Source organism: Pseudomonas brassicacearum subsp. neoaurantiaca, assembly GCF_013608025.1.
Taxonomy (GTDB): Bacteria; Pseudomonadota; Gammaproteobacteria; order Pseudomonadales; family Pseudomonadaceae; genus Aquipseudomonas.
Window position 1 is genome coordinate 131,904 of the sequence record NZ_VDLV01000033.1, and the last position, 12,918, is coordinate 144,821.

Consider the following 12,918-nt stretch of genomic DNA (forward strand, 5'->3'; position numbering starts at 1 on the left):
AAGCGGCCTGGGGTTGGGTGTTGTTCTGTCCCTGCTTCATGCCGCTTTCCTCCGGTGTTCGATAGCGAGTTGGTCCATCAGGCGCTGGTGGTAGGTAAGCCGGGCTTCGGTGGGTGACCACGGCCGGATGCGTTCGGGCGCGGGTTCGATGCCGAAAAGGCAGTCCCAGGTGGTCGGGTCGGATGGCATCAGGTCGCGGCGTTCGGTGGCCAGGGCAACAAGGTCGGCATGGTGGACGGATGCTGGTAGTGTGAGATCGAGGTTGAAGCGGGTGCAGATGCATTCCCAGATCCAATGCTCGACGTCTTGGAAGGCGTGCATCCACTCCTTCAGCGGTCGGACCATGTCGCCGACAAAGGCTTCGGTGCTGTCGTGTAGAAGTGCCGCCAACTTGTCCTCTTCAGGCACCAGATCGGCGACTATGCAGCAGTGCTGGGCCACGCTGTAGAAGTCGCGAGTATGGCCATTGAAACGGCACAAGTTTGACAGCGAGTGGGAGATATCGCGTGGGTCGATTAGGTCGACATCCGGCTCATACAGGTCAAAGCGTTTGCCGGTTGCGGTGAGAATCTGAGTCATGCGGCCTCCTTGACAAGATCGGCCAGCAACAGCGCGTTCTGGGTGTCCTTATGCAACTGGCGCAGAGCGTCGTAGCCGATCAGCTTCGACAGCTGCCGGTCGAACTCTTTGCGGAATCGAGTTACTTCGCGCAGTTCGGCGGTGGCTTTGGCGTGTTGCTGGTGCAGCACGCCGGCATCTTGAGGTGAGAGGCGTAGCATCGGGCTATGACGGCTCATGCTGCATCCTCCACTTTGGCCTGATCCAGCAGAGCGGCCATGCCCAGCGCTTTTTCGCGCAGGTCGAGCGCCTGCTGTGCCTGGGCCTTCGAACTCATTGCGCGGAAGGTGTCAGAGGCCAGCCTCAGTTTTTCGGCGATCTGCATAAGCGTTTGGCGCTCTTGAGGGCCGAAGGCTTGGCTTTCTCTCAGTCGCTTCGCATGGGCTGCGAGGTGCTTGTGATCGGCGCGGATGAATTGAAGGGATGCCTCCAGCTCACGAATGGTTTTTGCGTTGGCGGCGCGTTCGTCGTTCGTGCCCTCTTCGACTCCTTCGACGCGGCCGTCAATGAGCCCGCCTCGGTAGCCGGTCCAGTAGATGAGGGCCGCGCCGACTATCAGGCCGATCAATGCGCAGATTTGAATTGCAGTCATGTGGTGTGCTCCTGGTGGTGTAGGTGGCTGGTGGTGGCAGCCGTTACGGTTGGACTTCTTCGGTTGCGTCGGCCTGGGCCTTCGCGTGGACTTCGTCGGCCTTGTAGGCCTGGATGTCGATCAGTGCCGCGACGTGGCGGATGTGCGCGTACTTCGGTGCCTTGCGGCTACTGTCCAGCGTGGTCACGGGCAGTTGAATGCGGCCGCTGGTGATTTCGGCTGCAAACGACTGCTCGTTGAGGTTGCGGAAGTACTGCACGCGCAGCTTTTCGAGGGGGATGAGCACGTCGCCGAAGGTGCGATACAGCAGCTCGACGGTGGCCGGATCTGGTGCTGACAACAGCCGCAGCGGTTGCTGGTCGGTGTGTGGGCTCATTTGGCCCCCGTCCTGCAGTGGTCATGGATGTCGTTTTTAAGGGAGCGCAGTGCTTCCTCCGCAGAACTGCCATAACCTGCAAGGCAGGTGCTGCCGCTACCGAATCCTTGATGGTTATGGATGGACACTGAAACATGTACCGGTATTCTGTTCGACAGGCGGATCGATGTGGAGACTGAGCTGGTAGGGCTTAGGGATTCAGCGTCAAGCTGGGTAGCGATGAGCGATACAGCGGCATGCAGCTCCGGCAGGCTTGCCAAAGATGGTGTCGGCGAATCAACGGTTATCCCTGCAGCACTACACACCAGTTGAGCGAAGCCTTGGATATGTTCAACAGTCCTGTTGGTCGCCTTGATCGAGAGCAGCTCGTTAAGCGCTTGATCAATCAGTTTGTGATCCATGGTTTTTCTTCCTTTGGGGATGATTCCAGGCATTGAGGCAATGGCGTTTGGTCAGCTCGCGCAGATGCTCCGGCACCTCAAGGAGCGCGGCGTTGCGCTCCTCTCGGGTGCGTAGGGCGATGATCTGGCGGGCGTATTCCCTAGGCCACGTCACGGTTGTCTGCCGGAATGGCAGGAAGGTCGAGGCCCAGTTGCTCTGCTAGCCAGGGGATGCCGGCCTGTCGGACGCGTGTCGATTGGCTGTACTGCATGCCCAGCGTGTCGTGGTACCAGTTGCTGTCCTTGACCCGCAGGTATTCACGGTCGCGGACGGGGAACGCCGGCAGGTTGCGGTCGGTGAGCAGACCCTTCTCACGCATGAGCTTGATCAGGACGGGGCGGGTCAGGCCGAAGTGCTTGGCGGTCTTTTCGAGATTGCGTTCCATCTCACCTCCTAAGCGGCGTGCGCGGCGGGTGTCGCCAGCGCAGCCAGGTGGTTGATGGATTTGCAAACCTGCTCGTACATCTCGGCGTCGGTGCCGTAGACGGTGAAGCACTTGGTACGGGGGCTTTTGACGCCGATGCTCATGACTACGGTGATGCCCGAGCGTGTACGTGTCCGGTGCACGGCGAGCCGGATCGGCAGTTCAAAGCCCAGGTCCAGGTCGATAAACCCGCCTGTGGAAACCAGTCTGTAAACCTGTTCCCGCTGCTGGCTGCTGAAAGCGCCGTACTCGCGTTCAGCATGTCGTTTAGGCTGGGGTTCGCCTGTCAGGTCAGCAGGGCCGTTGACGACCTCCTCAATGAAATCGGCGAGCTTCAGGTGTGTTTTTTTGGTGTTGGGCACGGTCAGGGTGTGTCGCTCTGAACCCAGCTCAACGGTGAAGGTGCTGTCGGTCTTGTTGCGTTCAACTTTTAGCCGAAACGCCAACACATCGCGTCGATACAGGCGCCGAAGGGTGTGATTGAAAGTCCCGCTCAGGTTCACCTGGGCGCTGAGCAATGTCAGAGTGCGATTGTCTATCGTGAATTTGCTCATACAGCTGCTGCCTCCTGCTGCCGCCCGGGCTGCTTAAGCGCGTAACCCCAAGGACGTATACCTCCGGGTTGAGATGCAGGGAGACGAACACGCGTATAGCCGAGCAGGATCAAGGACTGGCCCACGGCCATTTGCGTGCCCTTATCTAGAGTTAACCCTATGGCCACAATCGTCTGCTGGGTGGTGATGCCTTGCGGCCAGTTGTTGGCTTCTAGGTGTGCGCGCAGGTTCTGTTGCAGCTCGTAATGTTTGCGGTGCGGAGTTGGGAGGTCTGATCCCTCCAGCCACTCTGAAGCGCCCAACTCTGCCGCTAGATCAACGCCAGTTGCACGATCAGCAGCTTGATTAGCACGGGTTGCGGCTAGGCGTCTGGCCATGCCCATGCTGCGAGCTGTTGTGAATAAGGCGCGAAACACCCTGCCTGCGTTGACGATTTGATCAGCTTCGATTTGAGCTGACAAAGGAGCATCTTTTGTTTCGTTTGCATTGCCTGTCGTTGGCATGACATAGGCCCCGTGCTTGCGCAGAGAGGGCAGGACGTCATGGGTAACCCAACGTTTGAAACGTTTAGCTTCCGCCTTGCGACTGCGCAGGATGGCTGAATAGAGCCCGGCCTCGTTGATGACAAGCATCTCTTGATCGCCACCAAGGGTCGCCACAATGTGGAGACCCTTCTCGTCATCGTCGAGGTTGCGGGTCATCTTGCTTGCCTCGGCATAAGCCAGTGCTGAGGAAACGTCGCCAGCTACAAACCAGGGTTCGCCATCGAGCATCAGGGCACGGACTTCGCTCCCTTCAAAGGCATAGTGAATTGGCAGGTTCATCAGGCGGCCCTCCCGCCATTTGGATCAAATGGCATGCAGGGCTGCTTTGCTTTCTGCTTAGGCTTGCTGGGGATGAAGTGGCAGCCGTATTCGCGGGCTAGGAAGCGCACCTCGAATACGCGGATGGGTTTGCACGCCGGGTGGGCGTGCAGAGTTGCGGTGGTGTGCATGGTATTGCCTCGCTCTGTGGTGGAAGAGTGAGGCAAATATCACGTATCGTGCAATTGTCGTCAAGACGTATCGTGCTTAAATATCACCGGCGCTGTGTAAAAAGCGTGATGATTTCAAGATGCCGCCTACGAGATGGATCTCCAGAACGTCGCTTTCCGCAATATGAATAGAGTTGTGCTCGGCATTGACGCTGTCCAACCGGTACATCCCGTCGCGCAAATAGATGAACTCCTTGATCATCGTACGTCCAGTGGTGGTGCGCACCATTACCTCGTCGCCGCTGTAGAAGCTCTTGTTCGGCTCTACCAGCACGAATTCACCGTTTTTTATACGAGGCAGCATGCTGTCTCCGGTGACGCGTAGCCCATAAGCGTCGGGGTCGTCGCTATGAATATTCAAGTAGCCGTCCCCATGTCCCGGGGGGAAATCCAAGGCTTCAAAATATCCTTCATTTCCAAGTTGTGCGTTTCCTACCACTGGGACTCTTCCTTCTCTAGCCCATCCCGCATTACTGCTTACAGGTTGTCCGTGATCCTTAGAACGGCCAAAGGCCTGCACGGAGCGATCTTCTGACCGGACGCGTCCCTGAATGGCATCAGGTAACGTTTCGAGTTCTGATCGATCACGTCCTGCAACTAGGTCAGGAAGAGTCACATCCAAAGCCTGAGCTAGCTTTTCCAGATCTTGTAGGTTCGGTTGGCGGGTTCCGCGCTCGTAGTTCCCTATTCGAGACTGGGATTCCCATTGACAAGCGTGGGCAAGATCTTCCTGAGTCATGCCCTTCGCTTTCCTGAGTTTTTTGATGCGTAGGCCTAATGTGTTCATGTGCTTTTTTTACCACGTAGTGAAATATTTCTTTTGCACTTTGCGTGTTGAAAAGTTCACGATTCGTGCTTAAGATGGGCGCGAGTCATCTGAGGTCAAAGTATGAACCGCATTGCTGAGCACAGAGAGAGATCCGGTATTCGACAGCGCGAGCTGGTTGCTGCATTGGGTTGGACCCAAACCAGGGTTAGCAATTACGAAGCCGGTAGGCGCACCGCCGGTTTAGCGGAATGCCGGGCAATTGTTGCTGCGTTGAACGGGCTTGGAGCTGTGTGCACATTGGACGATGTGTTTCCTCCAGAAATCGAAACCCCTCAAGCGGCATAGAAAAAAGGCGACCCAAAGGTCGCCCAGTTCCTCCCGACACGCACCACCACAGCGCTGTCGGGTCGCGATAAAGGTAGGCGGGCACACCACATGCAAACCACCTCTCTTTATCGCGCTTTCCCAAGGCTCGGAAGCCTTGGTGTTGCTGCCTTTTCCACCACAGATTGGGCAGCTGTTGCGCCAGGGGTGAGCAACGGATTGCTTGCCCCGGCACGGTGCCGGTGTCGATCCCTAAGATCTAGCCGGCGTTTGGGCCCTTTCAAGCCACGCGGCAAATGTATCACCACTGCATGTCGCGCGGCACTGGCAACTTTCAAGGATTAATGCCATGAGCCGAATCGCTCTGAGTTGCGTCGAACGAGCACAGCGGGAAGTCCTGCCGCTCGATCTGGCGCTTTACCATGCCGCACGGGACTACCCAGGCGGCGCCGCTGCAATCGCCGCCACCACTGGCCGAAACCCCACCACGCTGCAGCACAAGCTGTCCCCCACGCACCCTAGTCACTCGGTGAACATTCAAGAGTTTGGCGAGATCCTCGAGCTGACGAAGGACAGGCGCATTCTGGATGCGGTGCATGCCTTGGTCGGCGATACGATCTGGCATGAGCTGTCTGAGGTGTACACCACTGACATGCCGGAAACCCTGACCGTCGGCCTCGCCGAGTATTTTCGGCAGGTGGCCGATCTGGCCGACACCTGGGCCAAGAGCATTGGCGATGGGGTGGTCAGCGATCACGAGCTGGCCGCGATCCGCCTGCAGGTGTTTCGAGGTATCCAGGGGCTGCTGGGATTGTTCAACCGCGCCACGTACGTCAACCAGACAACGCGGGGTGACGGCCGTGGCTGATTTGTGTGAACTCATCTCGAATATATCAACCCTCGACTCAGGTTTCGGCTCAAGGCTAAAGGTCGAAAACCAATGCATCGTCTATTCCGGCTATAGAAGCCGCGACGGGTACGGCAAAGTTAATCGTAAAGGGAAGGTTCACTTCGCTCATCGATATCTTTGGAGCCTTCTCAACGGTTCGCCTTCGGCAGAAGAACGTGTTCTACATCACTGCGATAACCCGCCATGCTGCAATCCGATGCATCTCTTTCTGGGGACGCAGCTCGACAATATGCAGGATATGCGGAGTAAAGGGCGCGGCCGTTGGGTTTCACAGCGGGGCCGTCCGGGCCACAAAGGTGAATCAAATCCGAAAGCCAAGCTGACCGCCGATCAAGTCCAGTGGATACGTAACCATTACTCGTCGAAATACGGATCGCCATTCGGTTCTGCTCGTCTAGGTGAAAAATTTGGTGTCAGTCGCAACACGATTCTTCACGTAGTGAAGGGACAAACCTGGAGGGCGATCTGATGGATATCGCTGATTTCGCCAACGATCTGGTGCAGGAACGCATCGATCAAGCACTTGCTGCTCGAACTGCATTCAAACCGGCGTTGCCTGGGCATTCGTTGTTGTTCTGTGAAAGCTGTGACGATCCGATCCCCGAGGCGCGGCGTCTGGCCCAGCAGGGCTGCACGCAGTGTGTGAGCTGTCAGTCCATCGATGAGATACGAGAGGCTCGCCATGCTCGATGACGTGCTGAATCAATTTGCGGACTTCGGTCTGGAGCCCGCGCAGCCGCTGATTTACGGCAAGCTGACTCGATGCAAGACCGCCCTGGATAAGGGCAAAGAGAAAAACGGCTGGTACGTTCTACACGAGCACCACACGGAGAAGGGCGAAACCCTGATCTTCGGTGCGTTCGGCGACTGGCGTACAGGTGAAACGCACAAGATCAAGGTAAAGCCCGGCCGGATGACTCCTGAAGAGCGTGAAGTCATGCGCGCTCGTCAGGAGGAAGCCAAGCGCAAGGCCGCTGAGAAGGCTGCCAACGCTGCCCGTCGAGCGGCTAACCGTGCCGCTGGTTTGTTCAAGCGGATGCCCGAGAAAGGCCGTAGCGCCTATCTGGACCGAAAGCAGATCGTGGGCCTCGGCGTTCGTTATGCTCCGCGCTCCGGCGCGGTTTTGGTGCCGATGCAAAGCGCTCGGGACCAGATCGTCGGGTTGCAAGTGATATTTCCCGAGAAGCAAGAGGATACTGGCCGCGACAAGTCTTACTGGCCCTATGGGATGGCGAAAGAGGGTGCCTTCCACCTCATTGGTCCGCACCCTGAGCCGGGTGAGCCAGTGCTGGTGTGTGAGGGCTACGCCACCGGTGCAAGCCTGCACATGGCGACATCGTTGACGGTCGCCATTGCCTTTGATGCGGGCAACCTCATGACGGTCGCCAAGGCAATGCGCGAGCGGTTCCCGGGGCGTCCAATAATCATCTGTCGGGATGATGACTGGAAAACCAAGCGCCCGAATGGCGAGCCCTGGAACCCAGGTGAAGAGAAAGCCAACAACGCGGCAACGGTTGTAGGAGGTCAGGTAGTCGGCCCTATCTTTTCGGTTGAGCGAGAGGACAAGTGGACCGACTTCAACGACCTGCACTGTGCTGAAGGATTGGAGGCGGTGCGCCGCCAGGTACTGGCGGTGGTCAAGCCACCTGCAGCGGGTGGCTGGAAAGACCTGTTGGCCCGCACAGAAAACGGCATGTTGATCGCGCACATGCAAAACGTAGAGCTGATCCTGGGCAACGACGAACGTTGGGCCGGTGTGATTGGCTTCAGTGCGTTCAGCTCCAAGATCGTCAAGCTGCGTGCTGCCCCGTATGGCGGCGGTGTCGGCGATTGGGCTGACATTGATGACATGCTGGTCATGAAGTGGCTCGCGCAGCAGTACAACCTGCGGGTCAAGGCGAGCAGCGTTATCGAGGCTGTCAGTGTTGTTGCACATGACCATGCCTTTCACCCGGTACGCGATTACCTCAATGGCTTGGAGTGGGATCGGGTGCCTCGGCTCGACACCTGGTTGACAGACATCATGGGCGTGGCCCCGACGGATTACAGTTCCAAGGTGGGTAAGCGCTGGATGGTGTCGGCGGTCGGCCGGGTGATGCAGCCGGGCTGCAAGGCTGACTCGGTGATGATCCTCGAAGGTGCGCAGGGTGCCGGTAAATCCACGGCCATGTCGGTGCTGGGAGGTGCCTGGTTTATGGATACCCCCTTCGCCTTGGGCGACAAGGACGGGTTCCAGGCGATTCGCGGCAAGTGGATCGTTGAGCTGGGTGAGCTGGACAGTTTCAACAAGGCCGAGTCCACCAAGGCGAAGCAGTTCTTCTCGGCCTCGACGGATACCTATCGCGAGAGCTATGGCCGCAGAACGATGGACGTGCCACGCCAGTGTGTTTTCGTGGGCACGACGAACCAGGACGAGTACCTGAAGGATGCCACGGGCAACCGGCGTTATTGGCCGGTGGCATGTACCAAGGTCGACCTGGAGCAACTGCGCGAGATCCGCGACCAGCTGTGGGCCGAGGCGATGTTTTGCTATCAGTCCGGCGATATCTGGTGGGTTAACCGGGAGGAGGCACCGCTGTTCGCCGAGGCGCAGGAAGAGCGCTTTGTGGTGGATGAATGGGAAGGCCCGATCCTGGCTTGGCTCGAAGAGTCCCAGCTTGGCGAGACTGCGACCGGCACCGACATTCTGCTCGGGGCTTTGAAGCTGGACTTCGGTCACTGGGGCAAACCAGAACAGATGCGGGTCGGGGCGATCATGCACCGGTTGGGTTGGCGCAAGGTCCGGCAACCTGCTCTGCGCAAGAGCGGCATCAGGCCTTGGGCTTACAAGAAGCCAGACAACTGGGGCAGGGCATCGAACCTGGAACAGCAACCGGTCGAGGAGCCATGTTTCGATGATTAAGGAGATCGATGCGCGGCTGCGCAAATGGGCCGAGGATCTGCATTGCGGCCTGAGTGCCGGCGGGCTCGCCGGTGGGAACATGGTCGCCATGATGATGGAGAGCAATGGGCAGCTGATTCGAGGCCGGCGGGCGTTTCGTGCGCCCTTGGAAGGTTCGCTGGATATTGAGCTGATCGTGACCAAACACCTCGATCCTCTGCATGTGCAGATCGTGCGAGAGCACTACTGCAACCAGGACAGCGACATGCGCTTGAAGTATGCCCACTGTGGCTGCGGGCGCGACACCTACTACCAGCGTCTGCATGACGCGCACCTGTGCATCTATTGGTTGCTGATGGGAGTTGCTGCTTGACCCCGTTTGCGTCCGTGGCTGTCCTACCGGCTCGCCTTGTCCCACTGCTGTTTGATGCAGTTGGACAAGCGCGGGCCGCGCTGTTGTTGAGCTGTCCTACTGTCCAACCTTCCCGCACGTCCCGCCCATGTGTGAGCGTAGCGGGAGCGCATACGCGCCCATGGCGCGCACGCGTGCTCTTAGTTTTTCTCTTTACGGGAGAGAAGAGAAAATAAAGTAGGACAGTGGGGCAGGCCCCGATTCTAGGCGCCTGTAGCTGTCCTACTTCGACCCTAGATAGTGGGACAGGAAGGACAGCGCCCCAGGCGCTGGAAGCCGAAATAAAGATATTCGCCGACATTGCCTAGGCGTTCACCAGACATTCACCGGGTGGCATTAAAAGGGGCTTGCTGCCACCGGAATCGAACTGTAAAAAGTACTCATCTTCGATAGGTGCGACCGCATAAAGCGGCAGGCACCACACACCAAACCCGGCCCTTGCGCCGGGTTTTTGCGTTTAAGGGGCGGGGCAATGACGAACGAGCAGCAAGCACTGGCAGAAATGCCGATCTGGTTAGTAATTCTTCTGGCCCTGGTCGGCGGCGTATCGGGGGAGATGTGGCGGGCCGACAAGGATGGGGCGCGGGGCTGGGCGCTGTTGAGGCGCCTGGCTCTGCGGTCCGGTGCCTGCGTTGTCTGCGGGGTGTCGGCGATGATGTTGATGATCGCCGCCGGCATGTCGCTCTGGACAGCGGGCAGCCTGGGCAGCATCACCGCGATGGCCGGCGCCGATGTCGCCATCGGCCTTTACGAACGCTGGGCCGCCAAGCGGCTGGGTATAGCAGAGGCACCACCCACCGCTGGTGGGCAGGGGTGATTTTGGCGCCTGGGACCCTGCCGATTCCCCTGGGGTACGGGGTCGCAAACCCGCGGGAAAGCGTTAGCGGCAGGGTTGCCAGCTTACTGAAATTCAAGCCATTGAAATTGAAAGGTCTGCATTGAAAAGCCGTTGAAAGGAGGGCTCATGACAGAACCACAGTACCTGTCGAAGAGCGCCTTCGCGGCCCGGATCGGCAGGGCACCGAGTTACATCACCTGGTTGAAAAACAACAACCGGCTGGTGCTCAGTGCCGACGGCAAACAAGTCGATGTTCAGGCCAGCGAAGCGTTGATTCGCGACACTGCCGACCCGAGCAAAGCCGCCGTCGCCGAGCGTCACCAGCAGGACCGGATTCAGCGTGACGTGTACGGCCAGCTTTCAACCTCGGTTGAGCCGACTTGCACGGCTGCGCCGCCGCCCGCGAACACCCCTGCGGGGCAGCTACCCGACTTCCAGAAGGCCCGCGCACTGCGCGAGCACAACCTGGCCCAGCTCGCGGAAATCGAGCTGCACAAAGCCAAGGGATCGCTGGTTGCATTACCCGCTGTGAAATTGGGTGCCTACAACGCTGGCCGCCTCCTGCGAGATCAGCTGTTCGGCATGCCGCCACAGCTGGCGCCGGAGCTGGCGGTCATGACCGACCCCTGGGAAATCGAAAAGCACCTGACGGCGGCCTTGCGCCGCACGCTGGAGGACGCGGAGCGCCTGTCCTCGGCGGACCTTGAACACGCCCTGAACACGAGTTGAGCCTATGCCCACGGAAATCCCTGACGGTGCAGAGGTGTACCGCGAGGCGTATTTCCGTGGGCTGCGTCCCGACCCGGATGTCTGGATCGATGTATGGGCCGACGAATACATGCGCATCCCACGTGACACCGGCGCCGCTGAGCCCGGCCAGTACCGCACGTCGCGTACACCGTATGCCCGTGAACCCATGCGTTGCTTGTCACCGGCTCACCCCTGCAAACGCGTGGTGACCATGGTTGCCTCGCAGTTGATGAAAACCCAGATCGCTTTGAACTGGATCGGCGGCCTGATCCACATGGCGCCGTCGAACATCCTGACTCTGCTACCGAGCCTGGGCTTGGCGAAGCGGGTCTCCTCGCGGATTGGCAAGACCATCAAGGCCACGCCGGTGCTACGCGAACGGGTGGCCTCCAGCCGCTCGCGAGACTCGCGCAACACCATGGACACCAAGGAGTTCGAAGGCGGGTCGCTGTACGTCACAACGGCCGGCTCGGCGGCCAACCTTTCGGAGCTGTCGGCGCGCTACGTCTACGGCGACGAGATCGACCGCTGGGAAGTGGACATCGGCGAGGAGGGCGATCCCATCGAGCTGGCGGAAACGCGGGGCAGTACGTTCGGTCGCAATGCGAAGTTCTACTTTTCCAGTTCCCCAACCATCAAGGGCGCCTCGCGGATCTCCGACTTGTTCGAGGGCAGCGACCAGCGGCACTACTACGTGCCGTGCCCGACCTGCGGCCACATGCAGACCCTGGAATGGGAACGCCTGCACTACTCGCGGGATTTCAGCGTGGTGCACTACCAGTGCGCAGGCCCTGATTGTGACGTGCTGATCGAGGAGTACCACAAGGCCGAGATGCTCGCCAAAGGCGAATGGCGCGCCCATGCCGAGGGTGACGGTGAGACGGTGGGGTTTACTCTCAACGCCTTGTATTCACCGCTCGGCTGGATGGACTGGAAGTCCCTGGCCAAGCAGTTCGAAAAGGCCAAAAAAGCCCAGGCCAAGGGCGACCTTGAACCGATGCAGGTGTTCTATAACACCCGTTTGGCGAAGGTGTGGGACAGCGCCCAGGAGCAAACCAAGGCCGATACCCTGAAGCACCGGGCACGCCTGGAGAACTTCACACTCGGCTCGATGCCGGCCGGCGTGCTTATGATCACCGGCGCCGTCGACGTCCAGGCCAACCGCCTGGAGTTCATGGCGATGGGGTGGGGCGTCGGCATGGAGCGCTGGGTCATTGACTACCAGATCGTTGCGGGCGACCCGGCAGATGATCGCACCTGGGCGGCGCTGGACGAGTTGCTCAAGGCCAAGTACCGGCATCCGTGTGGTGTCGGCCTGGGCATTCTGGCAACGGCTGTCGACTCCGGCGGCCATCACACCGACGAGGTCTATCAGTTCTGCCGCGTGCGCCGCTGGCGAAACGTGTTCGCCATCAAGGGCGCGAGCAAGCCCGGTAAGCCGGTGATTGCCCAGCGGCCATCCATGGTGGATGTGACCTGGAAAGGCCAGACCGAGCGCAACGGCGCCGAGCTGTGGTTTGTCGGTACCGACACGGCGAAAGACTGGATCTACAACCGGTACCCATTCGAGTCCGGCCCGGGCGCGTTGCACTTTGCAAGTGACCTGCCGGACGACTTCTTCGCGCAGTGCGTAGCTGAACGTAAGGTCGCCCGGTATGTGCGGGGCCACAAGCGCATCGAATGGGTCAAGGGCAAGGCCGAGCGCAACGAAGCCCTCGACCTGATGGTGTACTGCCTTGCCATGGCGCATTACTTGGGCATCAATCGCTACAAGGAGCACGACTGGGAGCGGGTCCGTCAGGCCCTGGCGCAGTCTGGGTTGTTTGATGACGCGCTGGGCATCAAGCCCGTGCAGGGCGAACGAGTCACTCAGCCGGTTCCGGCGGCCCTGCCACAGCCAACACCACAACCCGTCGCCCAAGCGGCTCAACCACGACCCGCTGCACCACCCCCTCAACGCCGCAGTTCCACTAGCGGCTATCTGAAGAGACGCTGA

General features: G+C 59.4%; 18 protein-coding genes. 9 read left to right on the plus strand and 9 right to left on the minus strand.

The annotated features are described in order from the left end of the window. Window positions 1-36: 36 nt before the first annotated feature. The 9 genes from FHK92_RS17790 to FHK92_RS17830 all read right to left on the minus strand — a co-directional run bounded on the left by FHK92_RS17790 (window position 37) and on the right by FHK92_RS17830 (window position 4,825). Complete coding sequence (locus FHK92_RS17790; RefSeq protein ID WP_181289197.1) at window positions 37-579, minus strand: phosphohydrolase; 543 nt, start codon at window positions 577-579, stop codon at window positions 37-39. Next, window positions 576-797, minus strand: coding sequence for a hypothetical protein (locus tag FHK92_RS17795; RefSeq protein ID WP_181289198.1), 222 nt, complete (start codon window positions 795-797; stop codon window positions 576-578). The genes FHK92_RS17790 and FHK92_RS17795 overlap by 4 nt, the downstream gene beginning before the upstream one ends. Continuing rightward, the gene (locus FHK92_RS17800; RefSeq protein ID WP_181289199.1) at window positions 794-1,210 is read right to left on the minus strand and encodes a hypothetical protein; all 417 of its coding nucleotides are present in this window, start codon (window positions 1,208-1,210) and stop codon (window positions 794-796) included. Before FHK92_RS17800 ends, FHK92_RS17795 begins: the two co-directional genes overlap by 4 nt. A 43-nt stretch (window positions 1,211-1,253) precedes the next feature. Further along, complete coding sequence (locus FHK92_RS17805) at window positions 1,254-1,586, minus strand: pyocin activator PrtN family protein (RefSeq protein WP_181289200.1); 333 nt, start codon at window positions 1,584-1,586, stop codon at window positions 1,254-1,256. Then, window positions 1,583-1,987, minus strand: a complete 405-nt coding sequence (locus FHK92_RS17810; RefSeq protein ID WP_181289201.1) for a hypothetical protein — start codon at window positions 1,985-1,987, stop codon at window positions 1,583-1,585. Before FHK92_RS17810 ends, FHK92_RS17805 begins: the two co-directional genes overlap by 4 nt. A gap of 140 nt (window positions 1,988-2,127) precedes the next feature. Next, window positions 2,128-2,412: a phage antirepressor KilAC domain-containing protein gene (locus tag FHK92_RS17815; RefSeq protein ID WP_181289202.1), complete on the minus strand. Its 285-nt coding sequence runs from the start codon at window positions 2,410-2,412 to the stop codon at window positions 2,128-2,130. Window positions 2,413-2,420: 8 nt separating this feature from the next. Next, window positions 2,421-3,005: a hypothetical protein gene (locus FHK92_RS17820; RefSeq protein ID WP_181289203.1), complete on the minus strand. Its 585-nt coding sequence runs from the start codon at window positions 3,003-3,005 to the stop codon at window positions 2,421-2,423. Next, on the minus strand, window positions 3,002-3,829 hold the full coding sequence (locus tag FHK92_RS17825; protein ID WP_181289204.1) for a BRO-N domain-containing protein: 828 nt from the start codon (window positions 3,827-3,829) through the stop codon (window positions 3,002-3,004). Before FHK92_RS17825 ends, FHK92_RS17820 begins: the two co-directional genes overlap by 4 nt. Before the next feature lie 246 nt (window positions 3,830-4,075). Next, entirely contained in the window at window positions 4,076-4,825 is a 750-nt protein-coding gene (locus FHK92_RS17830; RefSeq protein WP_181289205.1) for an XRE family transcriptional regulator, read from the minus strand. 102 nt (window positions 4,826-4,927) lie between these two features. On the opposite strand from FHK92_RS17830, the gene FHK92_RS17835 reads away from it, so the two are divergent. The 9 genes from FHK92_RS17835 (at window position 4,928) to FHK92_RS17875 (ending at window position 12,918) form a co-directional block, all read left to right on the plus strand. Beyond that, window positions 4,928-5,152: a helix-turn-helix transcriptional regulator gene (locus FHK92_RS17835; protein WP_181289206.1), complete on the plus strand. Its 225-nt coding sequence runs from the start codon at window positions 4,928-4,930 to the stop codon at window positions 5,150-5,152. A gap of 328 nt (window positions 5,153-5,480) precedes the next feature. Next, complete coding sequence (locus tag FHK92_RS17840; RefSeq protein WP_181289207.1) at window positions 5,481-5,999, plus strand: phage regulatory CII family protein; 519 nt, start codon at window positions 5,481-5,483, stop codon at window positions 5,997-5,999. Continuing rightward, complete coding sequence (locus tag FHK92_RS17845) at window positions 5,992-6,510, plus strand: HNH endonuclease (RefSeq protein WP_181289208.1); 519 nt, start codon at window positions 5,992-5,994, stop codon at window positions 6,508-6,510. The genes FHK92_RS17840 and FHK92_RS17845 overlap by 8 nt, the downstream gene beginning before the upstream one ends. After that, on the plus strand, window positions 6,507-6,734 hold the full coding sequence (locus FHK92_RS17850) for a TraR/DksA family transcriptional regulator (RefSeq protein ID WP_181289368.1): 228 nt from the start codon (window positions 6,507-6,509) through the stop codon (window positions 6,732-6,734). Before FHK92_RS17845 ends, FHK92_RS17850 begins: the two co-directional genes overlap by 4 nt. Then, on the plus strand, window positions 6,724-8,943 hold the full coding sequence (locus FHK92_RS17855) for a VapE domain-containing protein (protein WP_181289209.1): 2,220 nt from the start codon (window positions 6,724-6,726) through the stop codon (window positions 8,941-8,943). The genes FHK92_RS17850 and FHK92_RS17855 overlap by 11 nt, the downstream gene beginning before the upstream one ends. Continuing rightward, window positions 8,936-9,295, plus strand: a complete 360-nt coding sequence (locus FHK92_RS17860; protein ID WP_181289210.1) for a PA0613 family protein — start codon at window positions 8,936-8,938, stop codon at window positions 9,293-9,295. Before FHK92_RS17855 ends, FHK92_RS17860 begins: the two co-directional genes overlap by 8 nt. A 511-nt stretch (window positions 9,296-9,806) precedes the next feature. Further along, window positions 9,807-10,151, plus strand: coding sequence for a phage holin family protein (locus tag FHK92_RS17865; RefSeq protein WP_181289211.1), 345 nt, complete (start codon window positions 9,807-9,809; stop codon window positions 10,149-10,151). Between the two features lie 147 nt (window positions 10,152-10,298). Continuing rightward, complete coding sequence (locus FHK92_RS17870; protein WP_014339653.1) at window positions 10,299-10,901, plus strand: hypothetical protein; 603 nt, start codon at window positions 10,299-10,301, stop codon at window positions 10,899-10,901. Between the two features lie 4 nt (window positions 10,902-10,905). Then, entirely contained in the window at window positions 10,906-12,918 is a 2,013-nt protein-coding gene (locus tag FHK92_RS17875; RefSeq protein WP_181289212.1) for a phage terminase large subunit family protein, read from the plus strand.

Coding starts and splice junctions, on each gene's coding strand:
- FHK92_RS17815 (WP_181289202.1), bottom strand. CDS start 2,412: ATGGAACGCAATCTCGAAAAGACCGCCAAGCACTTCGGCCTGACCCGC.
- FHK92_RS17795 (WP_181289198.1), bottom strand. CDS start 797: ATGAGCCGTCATAGCCCGATGCTACGCCTCTCACCTCAAGATGCCGGC.
- FHK92_RS17865 (WP_181289211.1), top strand. CDS start 9,807: ATGACGAACGAGCAGCAAGCACTGGCAGAAATGCCGATCTGGTTAGTA.
- FHK92_RS17810 (WP_181289201.1), bottom strand. CDS start 1,987: ATGGATCACAAACTGATTGATCAAGCGCTTAACGAGCTGCTCTCGATC.
- FHK92_RS17860 (WP_181289210.1), top strand. CDS start 8,936: ATGATTAAGGAGATCGATGCGCGGCTGCGCAAATGGGCCGAGGATCTG.
- FHK92_RS17825 (WP_181289204.1), bottom strand. CDS start 3,829: ATGAACCTGCCAATTCACTATGCCTTTGAAGGGAGCGAAGTCCGTGCC.
- FHK92_RS17790 (WP_181289197.1), bottom strand. CDS start 579: ATGACTCAGATTCTCACCGCAACCGGCAAACGCTTTGACCTGTATGAG.
- FHK92_RS17875 (WP_181289212.1), top strand. CDS start 10,906: ATGCCCACGGAAATCCCTGACGGTGCAGAGGTGTACCGCGAGGCGTAT.
- FHK92_RS17870 (WP_014339653.1), top strand. CDS start 10,299: ATGACAGAACCACAGTACCTGTCGAAGAGCGCCTTCGCGGCCCGGATC.
- FHK92_RS17805 (WP_181289200.1), bottom strand. CDS start 1,586: ATGAGCCCACACACCGACCAGCAACCGCTGCGGCTGTTGTCAGCACCA.
- FHK92_RS17800 (WP_181289199.1), bottom strand. CDS start 1,210: ATGACTGCAATTCAAATCTGCGCATTGATCGGCCTGATAGTCGGCGCG.
- FHK92_RS17820 (WP_181289203.1), bottom strand. CDS start 3,005: ATGAGCAAATTCACGATAGACAATCGCACTCTGACATTGCTCAGCGCC.
- FHK92_RS17855 (WP_181289209.1), top strand. CDS start 6,724: ATGCTCGATGACGTGCTGAATCAATTTGCGGACTTCGGTCTGGAGCCC.
- FHK92_RS17835 (WP_181289206.1), top strand. CDS start 4,928: ATGAACCGCATTGCTGAGCACAGAGAGAGATCCGGTATTCGACAGCGC.
- FHK92_RS17830 (WP_181289205.1), bottom strand. CDS start 4,825: ATGAACACATTAGGCCTACGCATCAAAAAACTCAGGAAAGCGAAGGGC.
- FHK92_RS17840 (WP_181289207.1), top strand. CDS start 5,481: ATGAGCCGAATCGCTCTGAGTTGCGTCGAACGAGCACAGCGGGAAGTC.